Raw genomic sequence first — 19091 nt, forward strand, 5'->3', positions numbered from 1 at the left:
ACGGATGGCAAGCTCATTGAAGCATGCGGGCCACTGCCCAAATAGAACACGCCGAGAACCTGGTCTTTCGTATGACGTGATGACGCAGTATCCGATCTATACGCACCCGCTCTAACGTCAATAAACGGCGTTGGCGATCGATCTTCACCTTCACGTTTTCCAGCCCCTTCTGACCGCCACTGTTCTCCACGAACCCGCCAACCTTCAGCCCGTATCAGCAGGGGCAAGCCTAGTTGAGTGCTTTCCAGCAAAAGCTAATTGATCAAATGGCGGCCACTGCAGGTCTAAGCACTATGATTGATTGCAACATCGTATGTCCCGCTTTCAATCCCCGACAGCAACTGGTTGCCGTTCGTGATCAGGTTGAGGCCTGCACCTGCTGCGCTTGCGCCAACCGTTGGCCCGGCTCAACCTCAAACCCGGTCAGGTGCCCGGCCTGCCTGAAGATTCAGGGCGGCGTGTCTGCGTCGAGGGCGGTGCGCGATTCGCACCGGTGGCTAACGTCATCGATCAACGCGGCGTGAGCCAAAGGGCTCATCCGTGGCAATAACAGCATCAGGCCTGGCAGAAGGCGCAGGGTCACTGGGTTGAACAGGATGCAAGCGATTCGCAATAAAGGTTCGCTTTGCTTTATGTTGGTCCGCTGCGGGTTGGACAGCACTGCGACTGGACGTTGTCTTCACCCCATGAATTTTGTGAAAAACGGAGAGAAAAATGAAAAGTTTACTGTCTCGCGCTGCACTGGCTTCAGTTCTGATGGGCGTTTCGGTCATGGCCATGGCGGCCACCCCGGCACCCGAAGGCGCAAAAGTTTCGATCATTTCCCCGGCTGACGGCGCCACAGTGGATAAAACCTTCACAGTCAAATTCGGCGTTGAAGGCATGAAGCTGGCACCTGCTGGCGACCAGACACCCAACACCGGCCATCACCACCTGCTGATCGACGTTGACCAGCCCATTGCTGCGGGCCAAGTGATCCCGGCAGACGCCAACCACGTGCATTTCGGCAAGGCGCAGACCGAAGCTGAAGTCACCCTCGCGCCCGGCAAGCACACCTTGCAGCTGGAGCTGGCAGACAAGAACCACATGACCTTCGAACCGGTCATCGTGTCGAAGAAGATCACGGTTAACGTGAAGTAACTTTACGGGCGGCACAAAAAAGGAGACCCGAAGGTCTCCTTTTTTAGTAGCGCGCGACTTAGAACAGTACGCGGCAACGGATGGTGCCGGTGATGCTTTGCAGCTTCTCTTGCGCCAAGTCCGAGGACTCGGCGTCGACGTCGATCACCACGTAGCCAACTTTCTCGTTGGTTTGCAGGAACTGGCCGGAAATGTTGATGCCGTTTTCTGCAAAGACCTTGTTGATCTCGCTCATCACACCGGGAATGTTCTGGTGGATGTGCAGCAAACGGTGCTTGCCCGGGTGAGCCGGCAATGCCACTTCGGGGAAGTTGACGGAAGACACCGACGTACCGTTGTCGCTGTACTTGACCAGCTTCTCTGCCACTTCCAGACCGATGTTGGCTTGCGCTTCAGCGGTAGAACCGCCGATGTGCGGGGTCAGGATCACGTTGTCCAGGCCGCGCAGCGGGCTTTCGAACTCTTCGTCGTTGGAACGCGGCTCGACCGGGAACACGTCGATGGCGGCGCCGATCAGGTGTTTGTCCTTGATCGCGTCAGCCAGGGCGTCCAGCTCGACCACGGTGCCACGTGCGGCGTTGATCAGAATGCCGCCCTTTTTGATGGCGCGGATTTCTTTCTCACCGATCATCCACTGAGTGGCGGCGGTTTCAGGCACGTGCAGGGTCACGATGTCGGACATGCCCAGCAGTTCGTGCAGGTTGCCCACTTGCGTGGCGTTACCCAACGGCAGCTTGGTCACGGTGTCGTAGAAGAACACCTGCATGCCCAGGCCTTCAGCCAGTACCGACAGCTGTGTGCCGATCGAACCATAACCGACGATACCCAGCTTTTTGCCGCGAATTTCGAAGGAGTTGGCAGCGCTTTTGATCCAGCCACCACGATGGCAGGAAGCGTTTTTCTCAGGGATGCCACGCAGCAACAGGATCGCTTCAGCCAACACCAACTCGGCCACCGAACGGGTGTTGGAGTAAGGGGCGTTGAAAACAGCGATACCGCGTTCGCGAGCAGCGTTGAGGTCGACCTGGTTGGTACCGATGCAGAAACAGCCAACAGCCACCAACTTCTTGGCGCAATCGAACACTTCTTCGGTCAGTTGAGTGCGAGAACGGATGCCGATGAAATGGGCATCAGCGATCTTTTCCTTCAGCTGATCTTCAGGCAAGGAACTGGTGATGTACTCAATGCTGGTGTACCCGGCGGACTTGAGAACATCAACAGCGGATTGGTGGACGCCTTCCAGAAGAAGGAACTTGATCTTGCTCTTATCGAGAGAAGTCTTGCTCATCTGCGTAAACCTGTGTCCCAGAGAAAAATGGCAGGGAAGTGGACAGCCTGAGCTGACCTGGCCGGCGTGAAGACCGGCACCGAGAATCGTCCTACGGCTCGATTCTACGGGGGGGCCGTATGCTAGCATAAGCGCCCCGCTAAACACCCATTCCTGCGACGTGAAGCGTTCTCAGGATGACCATGAATTGTTCGAGAGTTCTGTTGATGACCCATCCTGCCTTGATTGATGAGCTAAAGACCCTGGTAGAGCCTGGCAAGGTTCTCACCGACGCCGATTCCCTCAATGCTTATGGCAAGGACTGGACCAAGCATTTCGCCCCCGCGCCGCTGGCCATCGTGTTCCCGAAAACCACTGAACAGGTGCAGGCCATCGTGCTGTGGGCCAACGCCCATCACGTCGCGCTGGTGCCGTCGGGCGGCCGTACCGGTTTGTCGGCCGCAGCCGTGGCGGCCAATGGCGAAGTGGTGGTGTCCTTCGACTATATGAACCAGGTGCTGGACATCAACCTGACCGACCGCACCGTGGTGTGCCAGCCGGGCGTGGTCACCGAGCACTTGCAGAACCTCGCTGAAGAAAACGGTCTGTATTACCCGGTGGACTTCGCCTCGGCAGGTTCCAGCCAGATTGGTGGCAATATCGGCACCAATGCCGGCGGGATCAAGGTGATTCGCTACGGCATGACCCGCAATTGGGTCGCGGGCATGAAAGTGGTCACCGGCAAGGGCGACATACTCGAACTGAACAAAGACCTGATCAAAAACGCCACCGGTTATGACATGCGCCAGCTGTTCATCGGAGCCGAAGGCACGCTGGGCTTTGTGGTCGAAGCCACCATGCGCCTGGACCGTGCGCCCAAGAACCTGACCGCCATGGTGCTGGGTACGGCCGACTTCGATTCGATCATGCCCGTGCTGCATGCCTTCCAGAGCAAACTGGATCTGACAGCATTCGAGTTCTTCTCTGACAAGGCTCTGGCCAAGGTCATGGCGCGTGGCGATGTGCCTGCAGCGTTTGACACCGAGTGCCCGTTCTACGCGCTGCTGGAATTCGAAGCGACCACCGAAGAAGTGGCCAATGCCGCGCTGGAAACCTTCGAGCACTGCATGGAACAAGGCTGGGTGCTGGACGGCGTGATGAGCCAGAGCGAAACCCAGCTGCAAAACCTGTGGAAACTGCGCGAGTACATCTCCGAGACCATTTCCCACTGGACACCGTACAAAAACGATATCTCGGTGACGGTTTCAAAAGTCCCGGCGTTCTTGAAAGAAATTGACGCGATCGTCGGCGAACACTACCCGGACTTCGAAATTGTCTGGTTCGGCCACATTGGCGACGGCAACCTGCATTTGAACATCCTCAAGCCTGAAAACCTGAGCAAGGACGAGTTCTTCGCCAAGTGCGCGACCGTCAACAAGTGGGTGTTTGAAACCGTCGAGAAGTACAACGGTTCGATCTCGGCCGAGCACGGCGTGGGCATGACCAAGCGTGATTACCTGACGTACAGCCGCTCGCCGGTCGAAATCGAGTACATGAAGGCCATCAAGGCTGCCTTCGACCCCAACGGCATCATGAACCCGGGCAAGATTTTCGCGATTTAATCAGCGGCACAACAGCGGTCGTCGCTGCCGGACGGTGGTTCTACCACCTGCATCACTGAAGGCCGCGTGCATGGGGCCTTCAGGGGCAACATCGGCATCGACGCTTTCAGCGAACCCACCAGCGGAGTCGGTCAATGAGCTATCAGCACCAATATGTCGACGGTACAAGGATTCACTTTCCAATGGGCAAAGTGGTGTGCATCGGGCGTAACTACGCCGAGCACGCCAAAGAGCTGGATAACCCGATCCCGACTGAGCCTTTGTTGTTCATCAAGCCCGGCAGTTGCGTGGTGCCGCTGCAAGGTGGCTTCACTATCCCGACCGAGCGCGGCTCCGTGCATTACGAGGCCGAGATCGCTGTGCTGATCGGCAAGCCGCTGTCCAACCACCCGAGCCCTGAGGAGGTGCTGGACGCCCTCTCCGGTTTTGCTCCGGGCCTGGACCTGACCCTGCGCGACAAACAGGCCGAGCTGAAAAGCAAGGGCCTGCCCTGGGAGATCGCCAAATCATTCGACGGCGCCTGCGTGCTGGCCCCGTTCGTACAAAGCAGCACGTTCAAGGATCTGGCTGACATTGGCATTCGCCTGACCATCAACGGCGAAGTCCGCCAGGACGGCAACAGCGCCCTGATGCTCAACCCGATAGTGCCGATGATTCAGCACATGGCCTCGTGCTTCTCGCTGCAAGCGGGCGACGTCATCATGACCGGCACGCCGGTGGGGGTAGGTCCGTTGAATGTCGGGGATGAGATCGTGCTGGAACTGCCAGGCGTCAGCCGCTTCGAAAGCCGCGTGAACTAAGTCAGGGTCACAGGCCCCCTTACCCATCAGCGCCCCTGCTCAGGGGCGCACAATCTCTCAGACGCCAGCAGTACTTAAACGCTATTCTGTCGAGGATTTTTCCTATACAGAATGTGAACCCGCCGCATGCCAAACTGGAACCACTACATACAGCGCGTCATTGAATTGATGAAGCGCTATCCGGGGCTGATTGCGCTGTTCGGCTTCTGCTCGGGTGTGGGCAGTTTCATTCTGGTTGATCGTCAGCAAGGCATGGCCCGCTGGATCGCGGTGATTTTGCTGGTGAGCTGGGTCTGGCTAATGCTGGAAAACACCTTCACCCAGCTGTTTATGCGGGTGTTCAAACGCGAAATCCCCCCGCCGCTGCTGCGTTACGCCACGCAGATGATCCATCAGGAAAGCCTGTTTTTCGTCTTGCCGTTTTTCTTTGTCACCACCACCTGGAACAGTGGCCAGCTGGTGTTCACCGGGCTGCTCGGTGCAACCGCGCTGGTAACCATCACCGACCCGCTCTATTACAAATGGTTGGCGCCCAAGCGCTGGCTGTTTTTGGCCGTTCACACGCTGGCGCTGTTCGCGGCGCTGCTGACCGCACTGCCGATCATCCTCAACCTCACCACGTCGCAAAGTTACATGCTGGCGCTGGGCGCCGCTGTGGTGCTGTCCATCCCCAGCCTGGCCGTGAGTTTGCCGCTCAAGACCATGCGCGGCTGGCTGTTGCTGCCGTTGCTGGTCATTGCCCTCGGCGGCACGGGGTGGCTGCTGCGTTCATGGGTGCCACCCGCCACCTTGTGGATGACGGAAGTGGCCGTGACCACGCAATTACAAGACCGCACGCCGGGCGAGAGCCTCAAGCGCATCGACGTCAATGAGCTGCGTGCGCGGGGTCTGTACGCCTACACCGCGATCAATGCGCCACGGGGCTTGAATGAACGGATTTATCACGTGTGGAAGCTCAACGGTCAGGAAGTGGACCGCATCGCGCTGGATATCAAAGGCGGGCGCCAGGAAGGCTACCGCGCCTGGACCCACAAACAGAACTTCCCGCCCAATCCCGTAGGCCGCTGGCAAGTGCGAGTGTTGACGGAAGATGGGCAAATGATTGGCGTGCTGCGCTTCCGGGTTACCGACGCAGATCAATCGCCTTCAGCGTCCCGTCAGGCAAACTGACCGGATTGTGCTATTACCTATGGTCTACGTATTCGCAAACTGAGCTTGGAGCCGACGATTATTACTGCTAAGGCTGGCGACGCCCAATTAGATACTTCGAGCAAACCGGCCCGGCTGCACATCAGTGGCGACTGGACGCTGGCCAATTACACACGCCTCAAGCAACTCAACGCGCAGTTGGCCGGCAAGTACGACGACAACACCCAGGTTGACCTGGATGACGTGACCCGCCTCGACACGGCAGGCGCTTCGCTGCTGGTCGAGCTGCTGGGCGCCGAGCGCGTCAGCCAACTGGCCGACACCACCTCCAGACTCCCCGCCGCCGACCGTGCCTTGTTGCAAACGGTCTATTCTTCGATGCGCGACTTTTGCGTGCCGACCAAGGCCGCCGAGGAGAACACCGGCATTCAGGTGCTTAGCCGCATTGGCTGCGCCGTCGACAAGCTGTGGCAAGACTCGCTGCAACTGCTGGGTTTCATCGGCCTGATCCTGCAAACCCTGGCCCGTAACCTGTTTCGACCCAAGCAATGGCGCATCACCCCGGTGGTGGCGCATATCGAACAGATCGGTTTGAACGCGGCCCCGATTGTGGTGTTGCTGACCTTCATGGTGGGCGCGGTGGTGGCGTTCCTTGGCGCGACAGTGCTGGCCAACTTCGGCGCGGGTATTTTCACCGTCGATCTGGTGGCGTTTTCCTTCTTGCGGGAATTTGGCGTGTTGTTGACCGCCATCCTGCTCGCCGGCCGCACCGCGAGTGCGTTCACGGCACAAATCGGTTCGATGAAAGCCAACGAAGAGATCGACGCCATCCGCACCCTGGGCCTCGACCCCATGGATTTGCTGGTGTTGCCGCGTGTCCTGGCGCTGCTGATCGCGCTGCCGCTGCTCACGTTCCTGGCAATGATGGCCGGGATTCTGGGCGGCGCCGTGGTGTGCATCGTGTCCCTGGGCATCTCGCCCGACATGTTCATCTCGCTACTGCACTCGGACATCGGCGTGCAGCACTTTTTGGTGGGCATGGTCAAAGCGCCCTTTTTCGCCTTCTTGATCGCCGCCGTCGGCTGCCTTGAAGGCTTCAAGGTGGCGGGCAGTGCTGAATCGGTGGGCGAACACACGACGTCCAGCGTGGTGCAATCGATCTTTATCGTGATCGTGCTTGATGCCGTGGCGGCGCTGTTTTTCATGGAGATGGGCTGGTGAGTGCTTCTGTGCCAAACGACCGCGAGGCGGTGATTGAAGTGCGCGGCCTGTGCAATCGCTTCGGCAGCCAAACCGTGCACGAGCACCTCGATCTGGATGTCTACAAGGGCGAGATATTGGGGGTGGTGGGCGGCTCGGGCACGGGTAAATCCGTGCTGTTGCGCAGCATTGTTGGCCTGCGGCGGCCCAATGAAGGCGAAGTCCGTGTGTTCGGTGAAGACTTGATGAGCTTGCCGGAAGAACAGCGCTCACGGGTCGAACGACGCTTTGGCGTGCTGTTTCAGCAAGGCGCGCTGTTTTCATCGCTGACGGTGACCGAAAACATTGCCTTGCCACTGATCGAACACGCAGGCCTGAGCCGCCCGGACGCCGAGCATCTGGCGCTGGTGAAATTGGCCCTGGCCGGGCTGCCGCTGTCGTCGGCCGATAAGTACCCGTCGTCGCTGTCCGGCGGCATGGTCAAGCGGGCCGCGCTGGCCCGTGCCCTGGCGCTGGACCCGGACATCCTGTTTCTCGATGAGCCGACTGCCGGGCTCGACCCGATTGGGGCGGCGGCGTTCGACCAATTGATTCTGACCCTGCGCGATGCACTGGGTTTGAGCGTGTTCCTGGTCACCCACGACCTCGACACGCTTTACACCATCACCGACCGGGTGGCGGTGCTGTCACAGAAACGCGTGTTGGTGGCCGAACCGATCAAGCAGGTCGAAGACTACGACGACCCGTGGATTCATGAGTATTTCCATGGCCCTCGTGGCCGCGCCGCGTACGAAGCGGCAACCCAGCGTAAGGAGCAATGACATGGAAACCCGCGCCCATCATGTATTGATTGGCTTGTTCACCGTACTGGTCATCGTCGGTGCCATGCTGTTTGGGCTGTGGTTGGCCAAGGCCAGCATGGACAGCACCTTCAAGGACTACGAAGTGGTGTTCAACGAGGCTGTCAGCGGTTTGTCCAAGGGCAGCTCGGTGCAATACAACGGGATCAAGGTCGGTGATGTGATTGAGTTGCGGCTCGACGACAAGGACCCGCGCCGGGTGCTGGCGCGCATCCGCCTCGCGGCCAATACCCCAGTCAAAGTCGACACCAAGGCCAAACTGGCGCTGACCGGTGTGACGGGCACGTCCATCATCCAGCTCAGCGGCGGCGACCCGAACAGCCCGCCACTCAAAGGCAAAGACGGCAAACTGCCGGAAATCGTGGCCTCGCCCTCGCCTATCGCGCGCCTGCTGACCGACGGCTCGGACGTGATGGCCAACGTCAACATGCTGCTGCACAACGCCAATCGACTGTTCTCCCATGAAAACGTCGACCGCGTGGGTAAAACCCTGAACAACCTTGAGCAAACCACCAACGCCATTGCCGGCCAGCGCGGGGATATCTCCCAGACGCTTAAGCAACTGGCGCAGGTCGGCAAACAGGCGAGTATCACGCTGGAGCAAACCACGGCGCTGATGCGCAATGCCAATGGCCTGCTCAACACCCAGGGCAAGCAGATGTTCGGCAGCGCCGAGCAGGCGATGCAGTCGCTGGAGCAAAGCGCGGCCACCATCAACACCTTGCTCAGCAATAACGAAGAGTCGCTGAACAACGGCATGCAAGGCCTCAATCAACTGGGCCCGGCCGTCAATGAGCTGCGCGAAACCCTGAGCACGCTGCGCAGCATTTCGCGGCGGCTTGAGGCCAATCCAAGCGGTTACTTGCTGGGCCGCGAACAGAACAAGGAATTCACGCCATGAGTCGCACGTATCGCCTGGCAGGTTCAATCGTATTGGCCGCAAGCCTGAGCCTGCTCAGCGCTTGCTCGATCTTGCCCAAGCCCGAGCAAGTGGACGTGTACTGGTTGCCCTATGCGCAAACGCCGATAGCTGCCAGCCGCAGCGCGCCGGTGACATGGTCGCTGCGACTCGACAAGCCGATGGCCAGCAATGCACTGAACAGCCAGAACATCGCCGTCGTGCCGCAAGGCAACCTGATCAGCAACTACAAAGGCGCACGTTGGAGCGACCCGGCGCCGGTTCTGTTGCGTAATCGCTTGCTGGACGCGTTCTTGCAGGACGGGCGGATTCAGGGGTTGAGCACGGACGACAGCAACCTGCAGGCGGACTACGAATTGGGCGGCGAGTTATTGGCCTTTCAGACCCATTACAACGGCAAAAACCCTGAAGTGCTGGTTCAGTACAACGCGCGTCTGGTGCGCACCAGCGACCAACGGGTGATCGCGTCTCGCCGCTTTGAAACGCGCCAGCCCCTGAGTAATCCGATGGTGCCGGGCGTGGTGGCAGGGTTTGGCCAAGCGACCGATGCGCTGATGCCTCAAGTGGTGCAGTGGGTGATGCAACAGGGCCAGGCGCAACGCGTCATCGCCCCTTAGTCGACAACGCAGCCGCGCCCCTGGCTGGACATTACCGGGGGACGCGGCGACGACAGCCCGTTGGCCTTAACCGAAGAACCAGTAACACACACCAATGGCCGCCACTACGCCCGAGAACTCCGCCAGCAACGCGCAACCCACGGCGTGGCGGGCGCGCTGGATACCGACCGCACCGAAGTACACCGCCAGTACATAGAACGTCGTTTCGGTACTGCCCTGCACCGTCGCCGCCACCAGCGCCGGGAAGCTGTCGACCCCCTGGCTCTGCATGGTTTCGATCAACAACGCCCGCGCCGCACTGCCCGAGAAGGGCTTGACCATCGCGGTGGGCAGGGCGTCGACAAAACGCGTGTCCCAACCCAGCCATTGCACCGCATGGCGAATGCCGTCCAGGCCGAAGTCCAACGCCCCCGAAGCCCGCAGCACGCCGACGGCACAGAGCATGGCCACCAAGTAGGGAAGCAGGTTCTTGGCCACGTCGAAGCCTTCTTTGGCGCCTTCGACAAACGCCTCATACACCTTGACCTTACGCAGCGCGCCGATAATCAAAAAGATCATGATCAGCCCGAAGAGGGTCAGGTTGCCAAGGAGGGACGACACACTGGCCAGCGCCGTGGCAGACAAGCCTGCCAGCAAGGCCATGAACCCGCCCAGAATCAGCACGCCCGGTAGCAAGTACGCCAACACGACCGGGTCCCATAGGCGCAAACGCTGCATGAAGGCCACTGAGAGCAGCCCTACGAGGGTTGAAGCGCTGGTTGCCAGCAAGATAGGCAGAAACACCAGCGTCGGGTCAGCAGCGCCCTGCTGGGCGCGGTACATGAAGATGGTGACGGGCAGAAGCGTCAAGGACGAGGCATTGAGCACCAGAAACAGGATTTGCGCATTGCTGGCACTGGTCGGATTGGGGTTGAGCTCTTGCAGGGCGCGCATCGCTTTCAAACCGATCGGCGTGGCAGCGTTGTCCAGGCCCAGTCCGTTGGCGGCGAAGTTCAGGGTAATAAACCCCAGCGCCGGGTGGCCGGGCGGCACTTCGGGCATCAGGCGCTTGAACAACGGCCCCAGCGCCCTGCCCAGCCAGTCCACGATCCCGGCCTTCTCGGCGATGCGCAGAAACCCCAGCCACAGGGTCAGGGTGCCGAACAGCAGAATCATCACCTCAACCGAGAGCTTGGCCATGGCGAAAATGCTTTCGACTATCGCGGCGAAGATCCCGGCATTGCCACCCACCAGCCATTGGGCGAGTGCGGACACGGTCGCGACGACGAAAAAGCTGAGCCATAGGCCGTTAAGCATCAAAAGCACTCCTCAAAGATGCGGCGAATGATAGCGGCCAACCCCCGAAAACAACAAACCCCGGACAAGTCCGGGGTTTGGCGGTTCAAGCATGCGCGGGGCGATTATTCGCCTTTTGGCAGGGCTTGCTTGCTGCGCCAGTGCGGCAGCGAGTTCCAGTAGCGCTGGCCCTTGGCATCGTCGTACATGCCTTCCCAACGCGAGATCACCAGTACCGCCAGGGCGTTACCGATCACGTTCAGGGCCGTACGGGCCATGTCCATGATGCGGTCAACACCGGCGATGAAGGCCAGACCTTCGAGCGGGATACCGACGCTGCCCAGTGTCGCCAGTAGCACCACGAAGGACACGCCCGGCACACCGGCGATGCCTTTGGAGGTCACCATCAGGGTCAGGACCAGCAGCAGTTGCTGGCTGATCGACAGGTCAATGCCGTACAGCTGGGCAATGAAGATCGCCGCGATGCTCTGGTACAGGGTCGAACCGTCGAGGTTGAACGAGTAACCGGTTGGCACCACGAAGCTGCAGATCGCTTTCGGGCAACCGTAGGCTTCCATTTTCTCGATCACACGCGGCAACACGGTTTCCGAGCTGGCGGTGGAGTAAGCCAGTACCAGCTCATCCTTGAAGATGCGCATCAGCTTGATGACGGAGAAACCAAACATCTTGGCAATCAGGCCCAGTACCACGAAGCCGAAGAACAGGATGGCGGCGTACACCAGCACCACCAGCTTGGCCAATGGCAGCAGCGAGGCAAAACCGAAGTTGGCGACGGTCACGGCGATCAGCGCAAACACACCGATTGGCGCGTAGTTCATGATCATGTGAGTCACTTTGAACATCGACTCGGACACGCCCTGGAAGGTTTTCACCAGCGGGTCGCGCAGCTCGGCGTTCAGGCTCGACAAACCAAGACCGAACAGCACCGAGAAGAAGATGATCGGCAGCATTTCACCGCGAGCCATGGCCGCGAAAATGTTCGATGGGATCAGGTTGAGGATGGTTTCAATGAACGCATGTTCGTGCTGAACTTCTGCGGCCGTCGCTTGATATTTGGAGATATCGACCGTGCCCAGGGTGCTCATGTCGATGCCGGCGCCCGGGTGGAACAGGTTGGCCAGTAGCAGGCCGACCACGATCGCGATGGTGGTCACCACCTCGAAGTAAATGATGGTTTTAAGCCCGATGCGACCGAGCTTCTTCGCATCCCCCACGCCTGCAATCCCGACAACCAGTGAAGAAATCACGATTGGGATTACGATCATCTTGATCAGACGGATAAAGATATCGCCAGCGGGTTGCAAGACGTTGCTGATCCACCAGGCCTTTTCAGCACTGAAATGGTTAAGCAGCGCGCCGATTGCAATACCCAGGACCAGACCGATGAGGATCTGCCAGGCGAGGCTCAGTTTTGCCTTCTTCATGTCATTACCCTTACTTCAAGTGGACTCGGGAAGAGGCTCAGACTAGAGCGCCGCGAGGCGCATAAATCCAAAACCTCTCCCCCCGTAGAAGGTCGCCCAAATCGAGCCGATCAGGCTCTTCGGCAGGCGAAAAAAGGCGCAACTATTCCCATGCAAGGGGAAGCCGTCTAATGCCGTAAACGCCTACCCTATGCCGAATCGGCATGGATATTGTCCGACAAGACCTTAAACGCATGGAGCCGTAAAGACAGAGAATAGACGACATAACCGCCGCATACCGGCTGTTTCAAGGTCTTTTTGTCACCGCGAGGCGAGCAAAAATACGTTCTGACCTCAGAAATATCCGACAACATAAATCGGTTATAGAGAAGTGATCATTTTGCTATTAGTCGATAAAAGGTCGACGTTCGCAAAGGCGCCTCAAGCCACATGTGTTTTGAAAAAAATGAGCCGTGAGAAGGTTTTACGCATAAGAAAGAGATTTTTCAGACGAAAAAAAACCAAGGTATGACCTTGGTTTTTTCACTGATCAACAGCTGAAGAAACTGCCCAACGGGTTAGTACCAGTTAGGGTCTTTCTTCAATTGTTCTTTAAGCAGTGCTTGCATACCGACATCAGGCTGACCCAAGAATCGATAATCGGCATGACGCGTCGGCGACTTGTCTGCCGGCAAACCCGCCGGGACTTCAACCAACATGGCGTAAGCGTCTTTCTTGTCGAGGCTGACCGCCACAATAAGACGCTTGTTTAAGCAGGTTTGCGCGGTTTCGCAAAGCGGGCCGACCAAGTAAGCATCGCCGTCTTCAGTCACCGCATTCATCTGCTCGGCACTGCCCGACAGGTTCATCACCCATTCCGGCAGTCGCTCTTCCTTTTTAACGACCTTTTGCCATGCATCGCGGTAAGCAGGGTCATTTAACAGTTCGTTGGCACGGGTCTGGCCATCGTTGGCGGCCATGACCATGGCGCTGCTGCCCATGAGCAGGGCAGCGGCCATTGCCTTAAAGGATCGGCTAAACATGGTTACCCTCGACCGCGGCGACCAAAGATGAAGGACACGACAAACATCACCAGGAACACGACAAAGAGAATCTTGGCGATACCCGTGGCGGTGCCAGCGATACCACCAAAGCCCAGAACGGCTGCGATGATGGCGATAATCAGAAAGGTAATTGCCCAACTCAACATGGTGATTCTCCTTATTACTGTGGGAAAGCGTGTCTGTATCAATGCAGCCCCTCAAGCCCGCAAGGGTCTCAAGGTTGTGAACATTTAAAACACCCAACGTTCCGGCGGCACTTCAGTATTTGCGATTTGCGTCTCATCGGCTGCCGTCAGGGCGTAGCCGGCGATCACCTCGGCGCTCGAGCCGATCGCACTGAAGTGCGTCTGCTGAGCGGGTTGGTGCAAAACTGTTTGTGCAGGTGGTGAAACCTGCTCAAAACGAACGAGCTGCTGACCACCGATCAACGTGACCAGAAGCGCCAAGCTGGCGAACAGGCCTTGCTGAAGCTGAAGCGAAGAAACGCGAATGCGGGATAGACCTAGACGATTCATGCTCAGACTCCTGCCACTCGGTGGTCATTGTTGGGTTGAGTCCGCCAGCGTTAACCGCTGCAAGACTGCGTTACAGGAGTTATTGCAGGCGGCATGCCAACTTTTTAACAACCATAAAACCCTTATAAATCAATGACTTATAAACAATAACAAAATGCGCTAGCGAGCATCCTGCACGATGCACGGAGGCTGGGTCGGGCGTTCTGCACGACGGACTGAGGCCGAGTTCCACTCAGGCCGGGAAGGGATGGCACAATGCAATTGTTTTAGTGAGAAGGGATGACCGGCGCCGGAGCTGAAAATCACGTTAAATCAGTGGGTTACAGCATGCAGGCAAGTGGCTACCCTGCTAGCCTCTGAATCATTCGTGAAAAATCATGCAACTTGCCCGATGATTCCGACACTAACCAACATCACTCACTAAGGAACGTAGGAAATGGAGTCAGCCAAAGAGCACCAAGGCCGCATTCTGCTGGTCGACGATGAGTCCGCCATCCTGCGTACATTCCGCTACTGCCTCGAAGACGAGGGGTACACCGTGGCCACGGCCAACAGTGCCGCCCAGGCCGAAGCCCTGCTGCAACGCCAAGTGTTCGATTTGTGCTTTCTGGACTTGCGCCTGGGCGAAGATAACGGCCTGGATGTGCTGGCCCAAATGCGCGTTCAAGCCCCCTGGATGCGCGTGGTGATCGTCACCGCGCATTCCGCTGTAGACACCGCGGTCGACGCCATTCAGGCAGGCGCGGCAGATTATCTGGTCAAGCCGTGCAGCCCGGATCAACTGCGACTGGCCACGGCCAAACAGTTGGAAGTGCGTCAGTTGTCGGCGCGCCTTGAGGCGCTGGAAGGGGAAGTGCGCAAGCCTAAAGATGGCCTGGACTCCCACAGCCCGGCGATGATGGTAGTCTTGGAGACCGCGCGCCAGGTGGCCAGCACCGACGCCAACATCCTGATTCTGGGCGAGTCGGGCACCGGTAAAGGGGAACTGGCGCGTGCCATCCATGGCTGGAGCAAACGGGCGAAGAAGTCCTGCGTCACCATTAACTGCCCCTCATTAACGGCCGAGTTGATGGAAAGCGAGTTGTTCGGCCACACCAAAGGCGCGTTCACCGGCGCCAGCGAAAGCACCTTGGGCCGCGTCAATCAGGCGGACGGCGGGACATTGTTCCTCGATGAAATCGGCGACTTCCCGCTGGCGTTACAGCCAAAACTGCTGCGCTTCATTCAAGACAAAGAATATGAGCGCGTCGGTGACCCGGTCACACGCCGTGCTGACGTGCGTATTCTGGCCGCCACCAACCTTAACCTTGAAGACATGGTGCGCGATGGCCGCTTCCGCGAAGACTTACTCTATCGCCTGAACGTCATCACGTTGCACTTGCCACCCTTGCGCGAGCGTAGCGAAGACATCCTGACCCTGGCCGACCGCTTTCTGGCGCGTTTCGTCAAAGAATACGCGCGCCCCGCCCGCGGTTTCAGCGAAGAAGCCCGTCAGGCACTGGCCAATTATCGATGGCCCGGCAATATCCGCGAACTGCGCAACGTAGTAGAACGCGCCAGCATCATTTGCCCACAGGAAGTCGTTGACGTCAGCCACTTGGGCATGGCCGAGCAAACCACGCCAAACGCCCCACGTATCGGGGCGGCATTAAGCCTCGACCAGCTGGAGAAAGCGCACATCGGCGCGGTACTGGCCACCAGCGACACCCTCGATCAAGCCGCCAAAACCCTCGGCATTGACGCCTCAACGCTGTATCGCAAACGTAAGCAGTACAACCTGTGAGTAATCTTCGATGAAACTCGCTATCAAGCTTCGAACACGCCTTTTTTTGAGCATTTCAGCGCTGATTACCGTGGCGCTGATGGGGTTGGTGCTCGGCGTGTTCGGCGTGATGCAAATGGCTAAAACCCAGGAAGCGTTAATCCGCAATAACTTCATCACCCTCGATCTGGGCCTCAAGCTGCGTCAGACCCTGGGGGATCAACTGATCCTGATGCTGCACAACGAGCCCGATACCGAAGCCCTTATAACCTCGTCCCAAAAGTACTTGAAATTGCTCGACGAGGGCATTGAGCACGAGCGCAAGCATGACTTGCCGAGCGGGTTTGCCAAAGCGCGAACCGATTACGTGAGCTTCCTCAAGGCGTTTAATCAGACGCACCACCGGGGCATTAATCTCAGTAACGACAATGAACTCACCGCACGCTTTAATGCCTTGCGCAACGGTCTGATTGACGAACACCGCAAGGCGCTCGAAACCATCAACACCGCACAGGCGCAGGCGCGTGAACGGGCCATGGTAATCGCCACGGTGCTGGGGCTAGTGGGCGTTGCGGTGCTGATCATCGGCTTTATTACCGCCCACGGGATCGCCCGACGCTTTGGCGCACCCATCGAGGCGCTGGCCAAAGCGGCCGACAACATCGGTAAAGGCAATTTCGAAGTGGTTTTGCCGCTGTCTTCCGCCACCGAGATGAACCTGCTGACGCGGCGTTTCGGCATCATGGCCGAAGCCTTGCGCCAGCATCAGGCAACCAACGTCGATGAGCTGTTGGCCGGGCAACAACGGCTACAGGCAGTGCTCGACAGCATAGACGACGGGTTGTTGATGATCGATCAACAAGGCCGCCTGGAACACCTGAACCCCGTCGCTCAGCGTCAGCTAGGCTGGGACGAAGGCCGTCTGGGCCAGCCGCTGGGCGAAGCCTTGCAGCGTCCGGAGCTGGATCAACAGCTGTTGACCGTATTACGCGGCGGCAGCCTGGAACGCTTGCCGGAAGACCTGAGCGTCGACATCGAGGGTGAGACACGCCTGCTGACGTACAGCCTGACCCCGGTCAGCCAGCCCAAAGGCCCGATCCTGGGCGCGGTGATGGTGCTGCATGATGTGACCGAGCAGCGGGCGTTCGAGCGGGTTCGCAGCGAGTTTGTGTTGCGGGCCTCTCACGAGCTACGGACCCCGGTGACCGGCATGCACATGGCGTTCGGTTTGTTTCTGGAGCGTGCGCATTTCGATGCGCAATCACGTGAAGCGGACTTGCTGAACACGGTCAACGAAGAAATGCAGCGGCTGATGCAGCTTATAAACGATCTGCTGAACTTCTCCCGCTATCAGAACGGCATGCAAAAACTCACCTTGGCACCGTGCGACCTTCAGGAAATGCTGGAGCAGGCGCAAGCCCGATTTGCTGACCGGGCCAACGCCAAAGATGTCGAGTTTGTGATCGACCTGCAGTCGCCACTACCGCGCCTCAATGCCGATCAGGCGCAATTGGAACGCGTGCTGGACAACCTGATAGACAACGCCTTGCGCCATACCCCTATTGGCGGGCAAATCCGCCTGCAAGCGCGGCGCCATGGAGAGCGGGTGATTATCAGCGTCGAAGACAATGGCGAAGGCATCGCCTACAGCCAGCAAGGCCGTATTTTCGAGCCCTTCGTGCAAGTAGGCCGTAAAAAAGGCGGCGCAGGGTTGGGGCTGGCGTTGTGCAAGGAGATTGTGCAGTTGCACGGCGGGCGCATCGGCGTCTACTCGCGTCCTGGCCAAGGCACCCAGTTCTATATGGCGCTGCCGTTATAGGCGCGGCTTACACGTCGTCGTCAGCACGACGTGGGCCGAGCCGTCGGCCACCGGTGATGCGCTCCCGGAACTGGTGCGCATTCAGCGGTTTCTCAAACAGCCAGCCTTGCCCATAGACCACGCCCTCGCTGCGCAACAATTCAACCTGATAGTCATGCTCGATGCCTTCAGCGATCACCTTGAGGTTCAGGGCGTGAGCCATGCGGATGATGTGTGGCGCCACGCCGCTGCTGGCCGCGTCATAGCCCAGCGCATCAATGAATGCCTTGTCGATTTTCAGGCAGTCCACGGGCAAGGTTTGCAGGTACGCCAGGCTGCTGTAGCCGGTGCCAAAGTCATCAATCAGGATCGAATGCCCCTTGTCGCGCAAGGCTTGAAGCTTGAGGCGCGCGACTTCGACATCGATCATGCCGCGCTCGGTGACTTCAAACGCGATCTGGCTGGCCGCCACCTCGTGAATGGCCAACAGACGCGCCACCACCTTGCCAATGCGCGGCTCCATCACGTCACACGCAGACAGATTAATTGAGACATACAGCTGCGGATTGGCGCGCAACACCGGCCCCAATTGCTCCAGGGTGCGCTCCAAGACGAAATCGGTCAGTTGACGAATCTGCCCTGTGCTTTCTGCCAAGGGAATGAACAACTCCGGACTGGTCATGGTGCCATCTGCATGTCGCCAGCGAATCAACGCTTCAGCCCCTACAAACTGGCGGGTGTTGAGGTCGACAATCGGTTGGTAACGCACCTTGAATTCGCCCCGCCGCAGGGCGCCCTGCAACTCGCCGCCCAGTGACTGACGCTGACGGGCCAAGTGCAACACCAGCGCCCCCATGCACAGCGCAATCAGCAGGCTGCCGGGGAGCATCCACCACAGCTCTGCCAGATACGCCTTGGCCTCGGCACGCGGCAGGCTCAACACCAATTGATAGTCGGAACTGTCCGTGGGCAAGCGGTACAACATGCGGTAATCGGTGACCACCACTTCGCCGTCGTCCGGTGGCCAGCCTGCACTGGGCGGCCAATCCTGAGCCTGCCCCAACACAGGAAGCGCCCGTTTGCCTTCATCGACCACCACCAACAGACTGCCACCGGGGGGCAAGTCCACCGCGTCGCTCAAATGCCCGCGCGAGGTGGTGACTTCAAAATCACCGCGACCCAGCATCAACCCGGCGAGATTGTCGTCCGGTTCATTGGGGCTGGTCAGCCAGTAACGATAGACCGGGCCTTTTATGTCGGGCTCGCGGCCGGGTGAAGGGGTCAGACTCAGACGCGCAGGCCAGTTGGAGCAGATCTGGGAACCATCATAGAAAATGGCTTCATAAATGAAGCGGTACTGAAAACTGACCTGCTGCAACTGGTCAATCATCGAGGGGCCGCAATCGCGCAGCGGCTGATTGTTCAAATCATCCAACCCTTTGCGCAGTTGGTTGAACAGTTGCTCAAGACGCTCAAGCAACCGTTCGCCATGCACGCTCATTTGCTCGCGCTCGCGCATCTGAACCTGATGCATGGCAATCGGTACGCTCAGCGCCAGCAACAGGCTGGCACTGAGCAAGGTCGCCAGTATGGCCAGCGACCATGGACGATAAAGAGCATTGCGCAGGCTGTTGGTAAAAGTCCGCAGCGTCAAACGTCCTGAGGCCAATCCCTGCTCC

Annotated in this window: 17 protein-coding genes; 10 read left to right on the forward strand and 7 right to left on the reverse strand. The window is 58.7% G+C overall.

Annotation, left to right across the window (positions count from 1 at the left end; genetic code table 11):
- Positions 1 to 714: 714 nt before the first annotated feature.
- A complete protein-coding gene (locus TU74_RS03325; protein ID WP_048375111.1) occupies positions 715 to 1140 on the forward strand; it encodes a DUF4399 domain-containing protein in 426 nt (141 codons plus the stop codon).
- 58 nt (positions 1141 to 1198) lie between these two features.
- Here the strand turns inward: TU74_RS03325 and serA are convergent, their stop codons facing one another.
- Entirely contained in the window at positions 1199 to 2428 is a 1230-nt protein-coding gene (serA, locus tag TU74_RS03330; protein WP_047278613.1) for a phosphoglycerate dehydrogenase, read from the reverse strand.
- Positions 2429 to 2634: 206 nt separating this feature from the next.
- On the opposite strand from serA, the gene TU74_RS03335 reads away from it, so the two are divergent.
- The 7 genes from TU74_RS03335 (at position 2635) to TU74_RS03365 (ending at position 9574) form a co-directional block, all read left to right on the forward strand.
- Entirely contained in the window at positions 2635 to 4029 is a 1395-nt protein-coding gene (locus tag TU74_RS03335) for an FAD-binding oxidoreductase (protein WP_048375114.1), read from the forward strand.
- A gap of 134 nt (positions 4030 to 4163) precedes the next feature.
- Positions 4164 to 4829, forward strand: coding sequence for a fumarylacetoacetate hydrolase family protein (locus TU74_RS03340; protein WP_048375116.1), 666 nt, complete (start codon positions 4164 to 4166; stop codon positions 4827 to 4829).
- Positions 4830 to 4955: 126 nt separating this feature from the next.
- On the forward strand, positions 4956 to 5999 hold the full coding sequence (locus TU74_RS03345) for a DUF5924 family protein (RefSeq protein WP_048375118.1): 1044 nt from the start codon (positions 4956 to 4958) through the stop codon (positions 5997 to 5999).
- 45 nt (positions 6000 to 6044) lie between these two features.
- The gene (locus TU74_RS03350; protein ID WP_186350557.1) at positions 6045 to 7199 is read left to right on the forward strand and encodes an ABC transporter permease; all 1155 of its coding nucleotides are present in this window, start codon (positions 6045 to 6047) and stop codon (positions 7197 to 7199) included.
- A gap of 8 nt (positions 7200 to 7207) precedes the next feature.
- Positions 7208 to 7999 (forward strand): ABC transporter ATP-binding protein, encoded by a 792-nt coding sequence (locus tag TU74_RS03355; protein ID WP_088500181.1) that lies wholly within the window; start codon positions 7208 to 7210, stop codon positions 7997 to 7999.
- Position 8000: 1 nt separating this feature from the next.
- On the forward strand, positions 8001 to 8939 hold the full coding sequence (locus TU74_RS03360) for an MlaD family protein (protein ID WP_047296253.1): 939 nt from the start codon (positions 8001 to 8003) through the stop codon (positions 8937 to 8939).
- Positions 8936 to 9574 carry an ABC-type transport auxiliary lipoprotein family protein gene (locus tag TU74_RS03365; RefSeq protein WP_047279533.1) on the forward strand — a complete coding sequence of 213 codons (639 nt, stop codon included), beginning with the start codon at positions 8936 to 8938 and terminating at the stop codon, positions 9572 to 9574. The genes TU74_RS03360 and TU74_RS03365 overlap by 4 nt, the downstream gene beginning before the upstream one ends.
- A gap of 66 nt (positions 9575 to 9640) precedes the next feature.
- Here the strand turns inward: TU74_RS03365 and TU74_RS03370 are convergent, their stop codons facing one another.
- From TU74_RS03370 to TU74_RS03390, 5 genes are all read right to left on the reverse strand, one after another.
- Positions 9641 to 10870 carry a nucleoside recognition domain-containing protein gene (locus TU74_RS03370; protein ID WP_048375121.1) on the reverse strand — a complete coding sequence of 410 codons (1230 nt, stop codon included), beginning with the start codon at positions 10868 to 10870 and terminating at the stop codon, positions 9641 to 9643.
- 104 nt (positions 10871 to 10974) lie between these two features.
- Complete coding sequence (gene gltP, locus TU74_RS03375; protein WP_047278630.1) at positions 10975 to 12294, reverse strand: glutamate/aspartate:proton symporter GltP; 1320 nt, start codon at positions 12292 to 12294, stop codon at positions 10975 to 10977.
- A 557-nt stretch (positions 12295 to 12851) separates the two neighbouring features.
- Entirely contained in the window at positions 12852 to 13316 is a 465-nt protein-coding gene (locus tag TU74_RS03380) for an inhibitor of vertebrate lysozyme family protein (protein WP_047278632.1), read from the reverse strand.
- Between the two features lie 2 nt (positions 13317 to 13318).
- Positions 13319 to 13483, reverse strand: coding sequence for a DUF1328 domain-containing protein (locus TU74_RS23295; protein ID WP_019828122.1), 165 nt, complete (start codon positions 13481 to 13483; stop codon positions 13319 to 13321).
- An 84-nt stretch (positions 13484 to 13567) separates the two neighbouring features.
- The gene (locus TU74_RS03390; protein WP_047296259.1) at positions 13568 to 13852 is read right to left on the reverse strand and encodes a hypothetical protein; all 285 of its coding nucleotides are present in this window, start codon (positions 13850 to 13852) and stop codon (positions 13568 to 13570) included.
- Between the two features lie 436 nt (positions 13853 to 14288).
- On the opposite strand from TU74_RS03390, the gene algB reads away from it, so the two are divergent.
- Positions 14289 to 15635, forward strand: coding sequence for a sigma-54-dependent response regulator transcription factor AlgB (gene algB, locus TU74_RS03395; RefSeq protein WP_047296261.1), 1347 nt, complete (start codon positions 14289 to 14291; stop codon positions 15633 to 15635).
- Positions 15636 to 15645: 10 nt separating this feature from the next.
- Entirely contained in the window at positions 15646 to 17433 is a 1788-nt protein-coding gene (locus TU74_RS03400) for an ATP-binding protein (protein ID WP_048375123.1), read from the forward strand.
- A gap of 7 nt (positions 17434 to 17440) precedes the next feature.
- Here the strand turns inward: TU74_RS03400 and TU74_RS03405 are convergent, their stop codons facing one another.
- Entirely contained in the window at positions 17441 to 19081 is a 1641-nt protein-coding gene (locus TU74_RS03405) for an EAL domain-containing protein (RefSeq protein ID WP_226942046.1), read from the reverse strand.
- Between the last annotated feature and the right edge of the window lie 10 nt (positions 19082 to 19091).

It is taken from the genome of Pseudomonas lundensis, from assembly GCF_001042985.1.
GTDB lineage: Bacteria > Pseudomonadota > Gammaproteobacteria > Pseudomonadales > Pseudomonadaceae > Aquipseudomonas > Aquipseudomonas lundensis.

Coding starts and splice junctions, on each gene's coding strand:
- TU74_RS03390 (WP_047296259.1), bottom strand. CDS start 13,852: ATGAATCGTCTAGGTCTATCCCGCATTCGCGTTTCTTCGCTTCAGCTT.
- gltP (WP_047278630.1), bottom strand. CDS start 12,294: ATGAAGAAGGCAAAACTGAGCCTCGCCTGGCAGATCCTCATCGGTCTG.
- TU74_RS03340 (WP_048375116.1), top strand. CDS start 4,164: ATGAGCTATCAGCACCAATATGTCGACGGTACAAGGATTCACTTTCCA.
- TU74_RS03325 (WP_048375111.1), top strand. CDS start 715: ATGAAAAGTTTACTGTCTCGCGCTGCACTGGCTTCAGTTCTGATGGGC.
- TU74_RS03345 (WP_048375118.1), top strand. CDS start 4,956: ATGCCAAACTGGAACCACTACATACAGCGCGTCATTGAATTGATGAAG.
- TU74_RS03380 (WP_047278632.1), bottom strand. CDS start 13,316: ATGTTTAGCCGATCCTTTAAGGCAATGGCCGCTGCCCTGCTCATGGGC.
- algB (WP_047296261.1), top strand. CDS start 14,289: ATGGAGTCAGCCAAAGAGCACCAAGGCCGCATTCTGCTGGTCGACGAT.
- TU74_RS23295 (WP_019828122.1), bottom strand. CDS start 13,483: ATGTTGAGTTGGGCAATTACCTTTCTGATTATCGCCATCATCGCAGCC.
- serA (WP_047278613.1), bottom strand. CDS start 2,428: ATGAGCAAGACTTCTCTCGATAAGAGCAAGATCAAGTTCCTTCTTCTG.
- TU74_RS03335 (WP_048375114.1), top strand. CDS start 2,635: ATGACCCATCCTGCCTTGATTGATGAGCTAAAGACCCTGGTAGAGCCT.
- TU74_RS03370 (WP_048375121.1), bottom strand. CDS start 10,870: ATGCTTAACGGCCTATGGCTCAGCTTTTTCGTCGTCGCGACCGTGTCC.
- TU74_RS03365 (WP_047279533.1), top strand. CDS start 8,936: ATGAGTCGCACGTATCGCCTGGCAGGTTCAATCGTATTGGCCGCAAGC.
- TU74_RS03400 (WP_048375123.1), top strand. CDS start 15,646: ATGAAACTCGCTATCAAGCTTCGAACACGCCTTTTTTTGAGCATTTCA.
- TU74_RS03360 (WP_047296253.1), top strand. CDS start 8,001: ATGGAAACCCGCGCCCATCATGTATTGATTGGCTTGTTCACCGTACTG.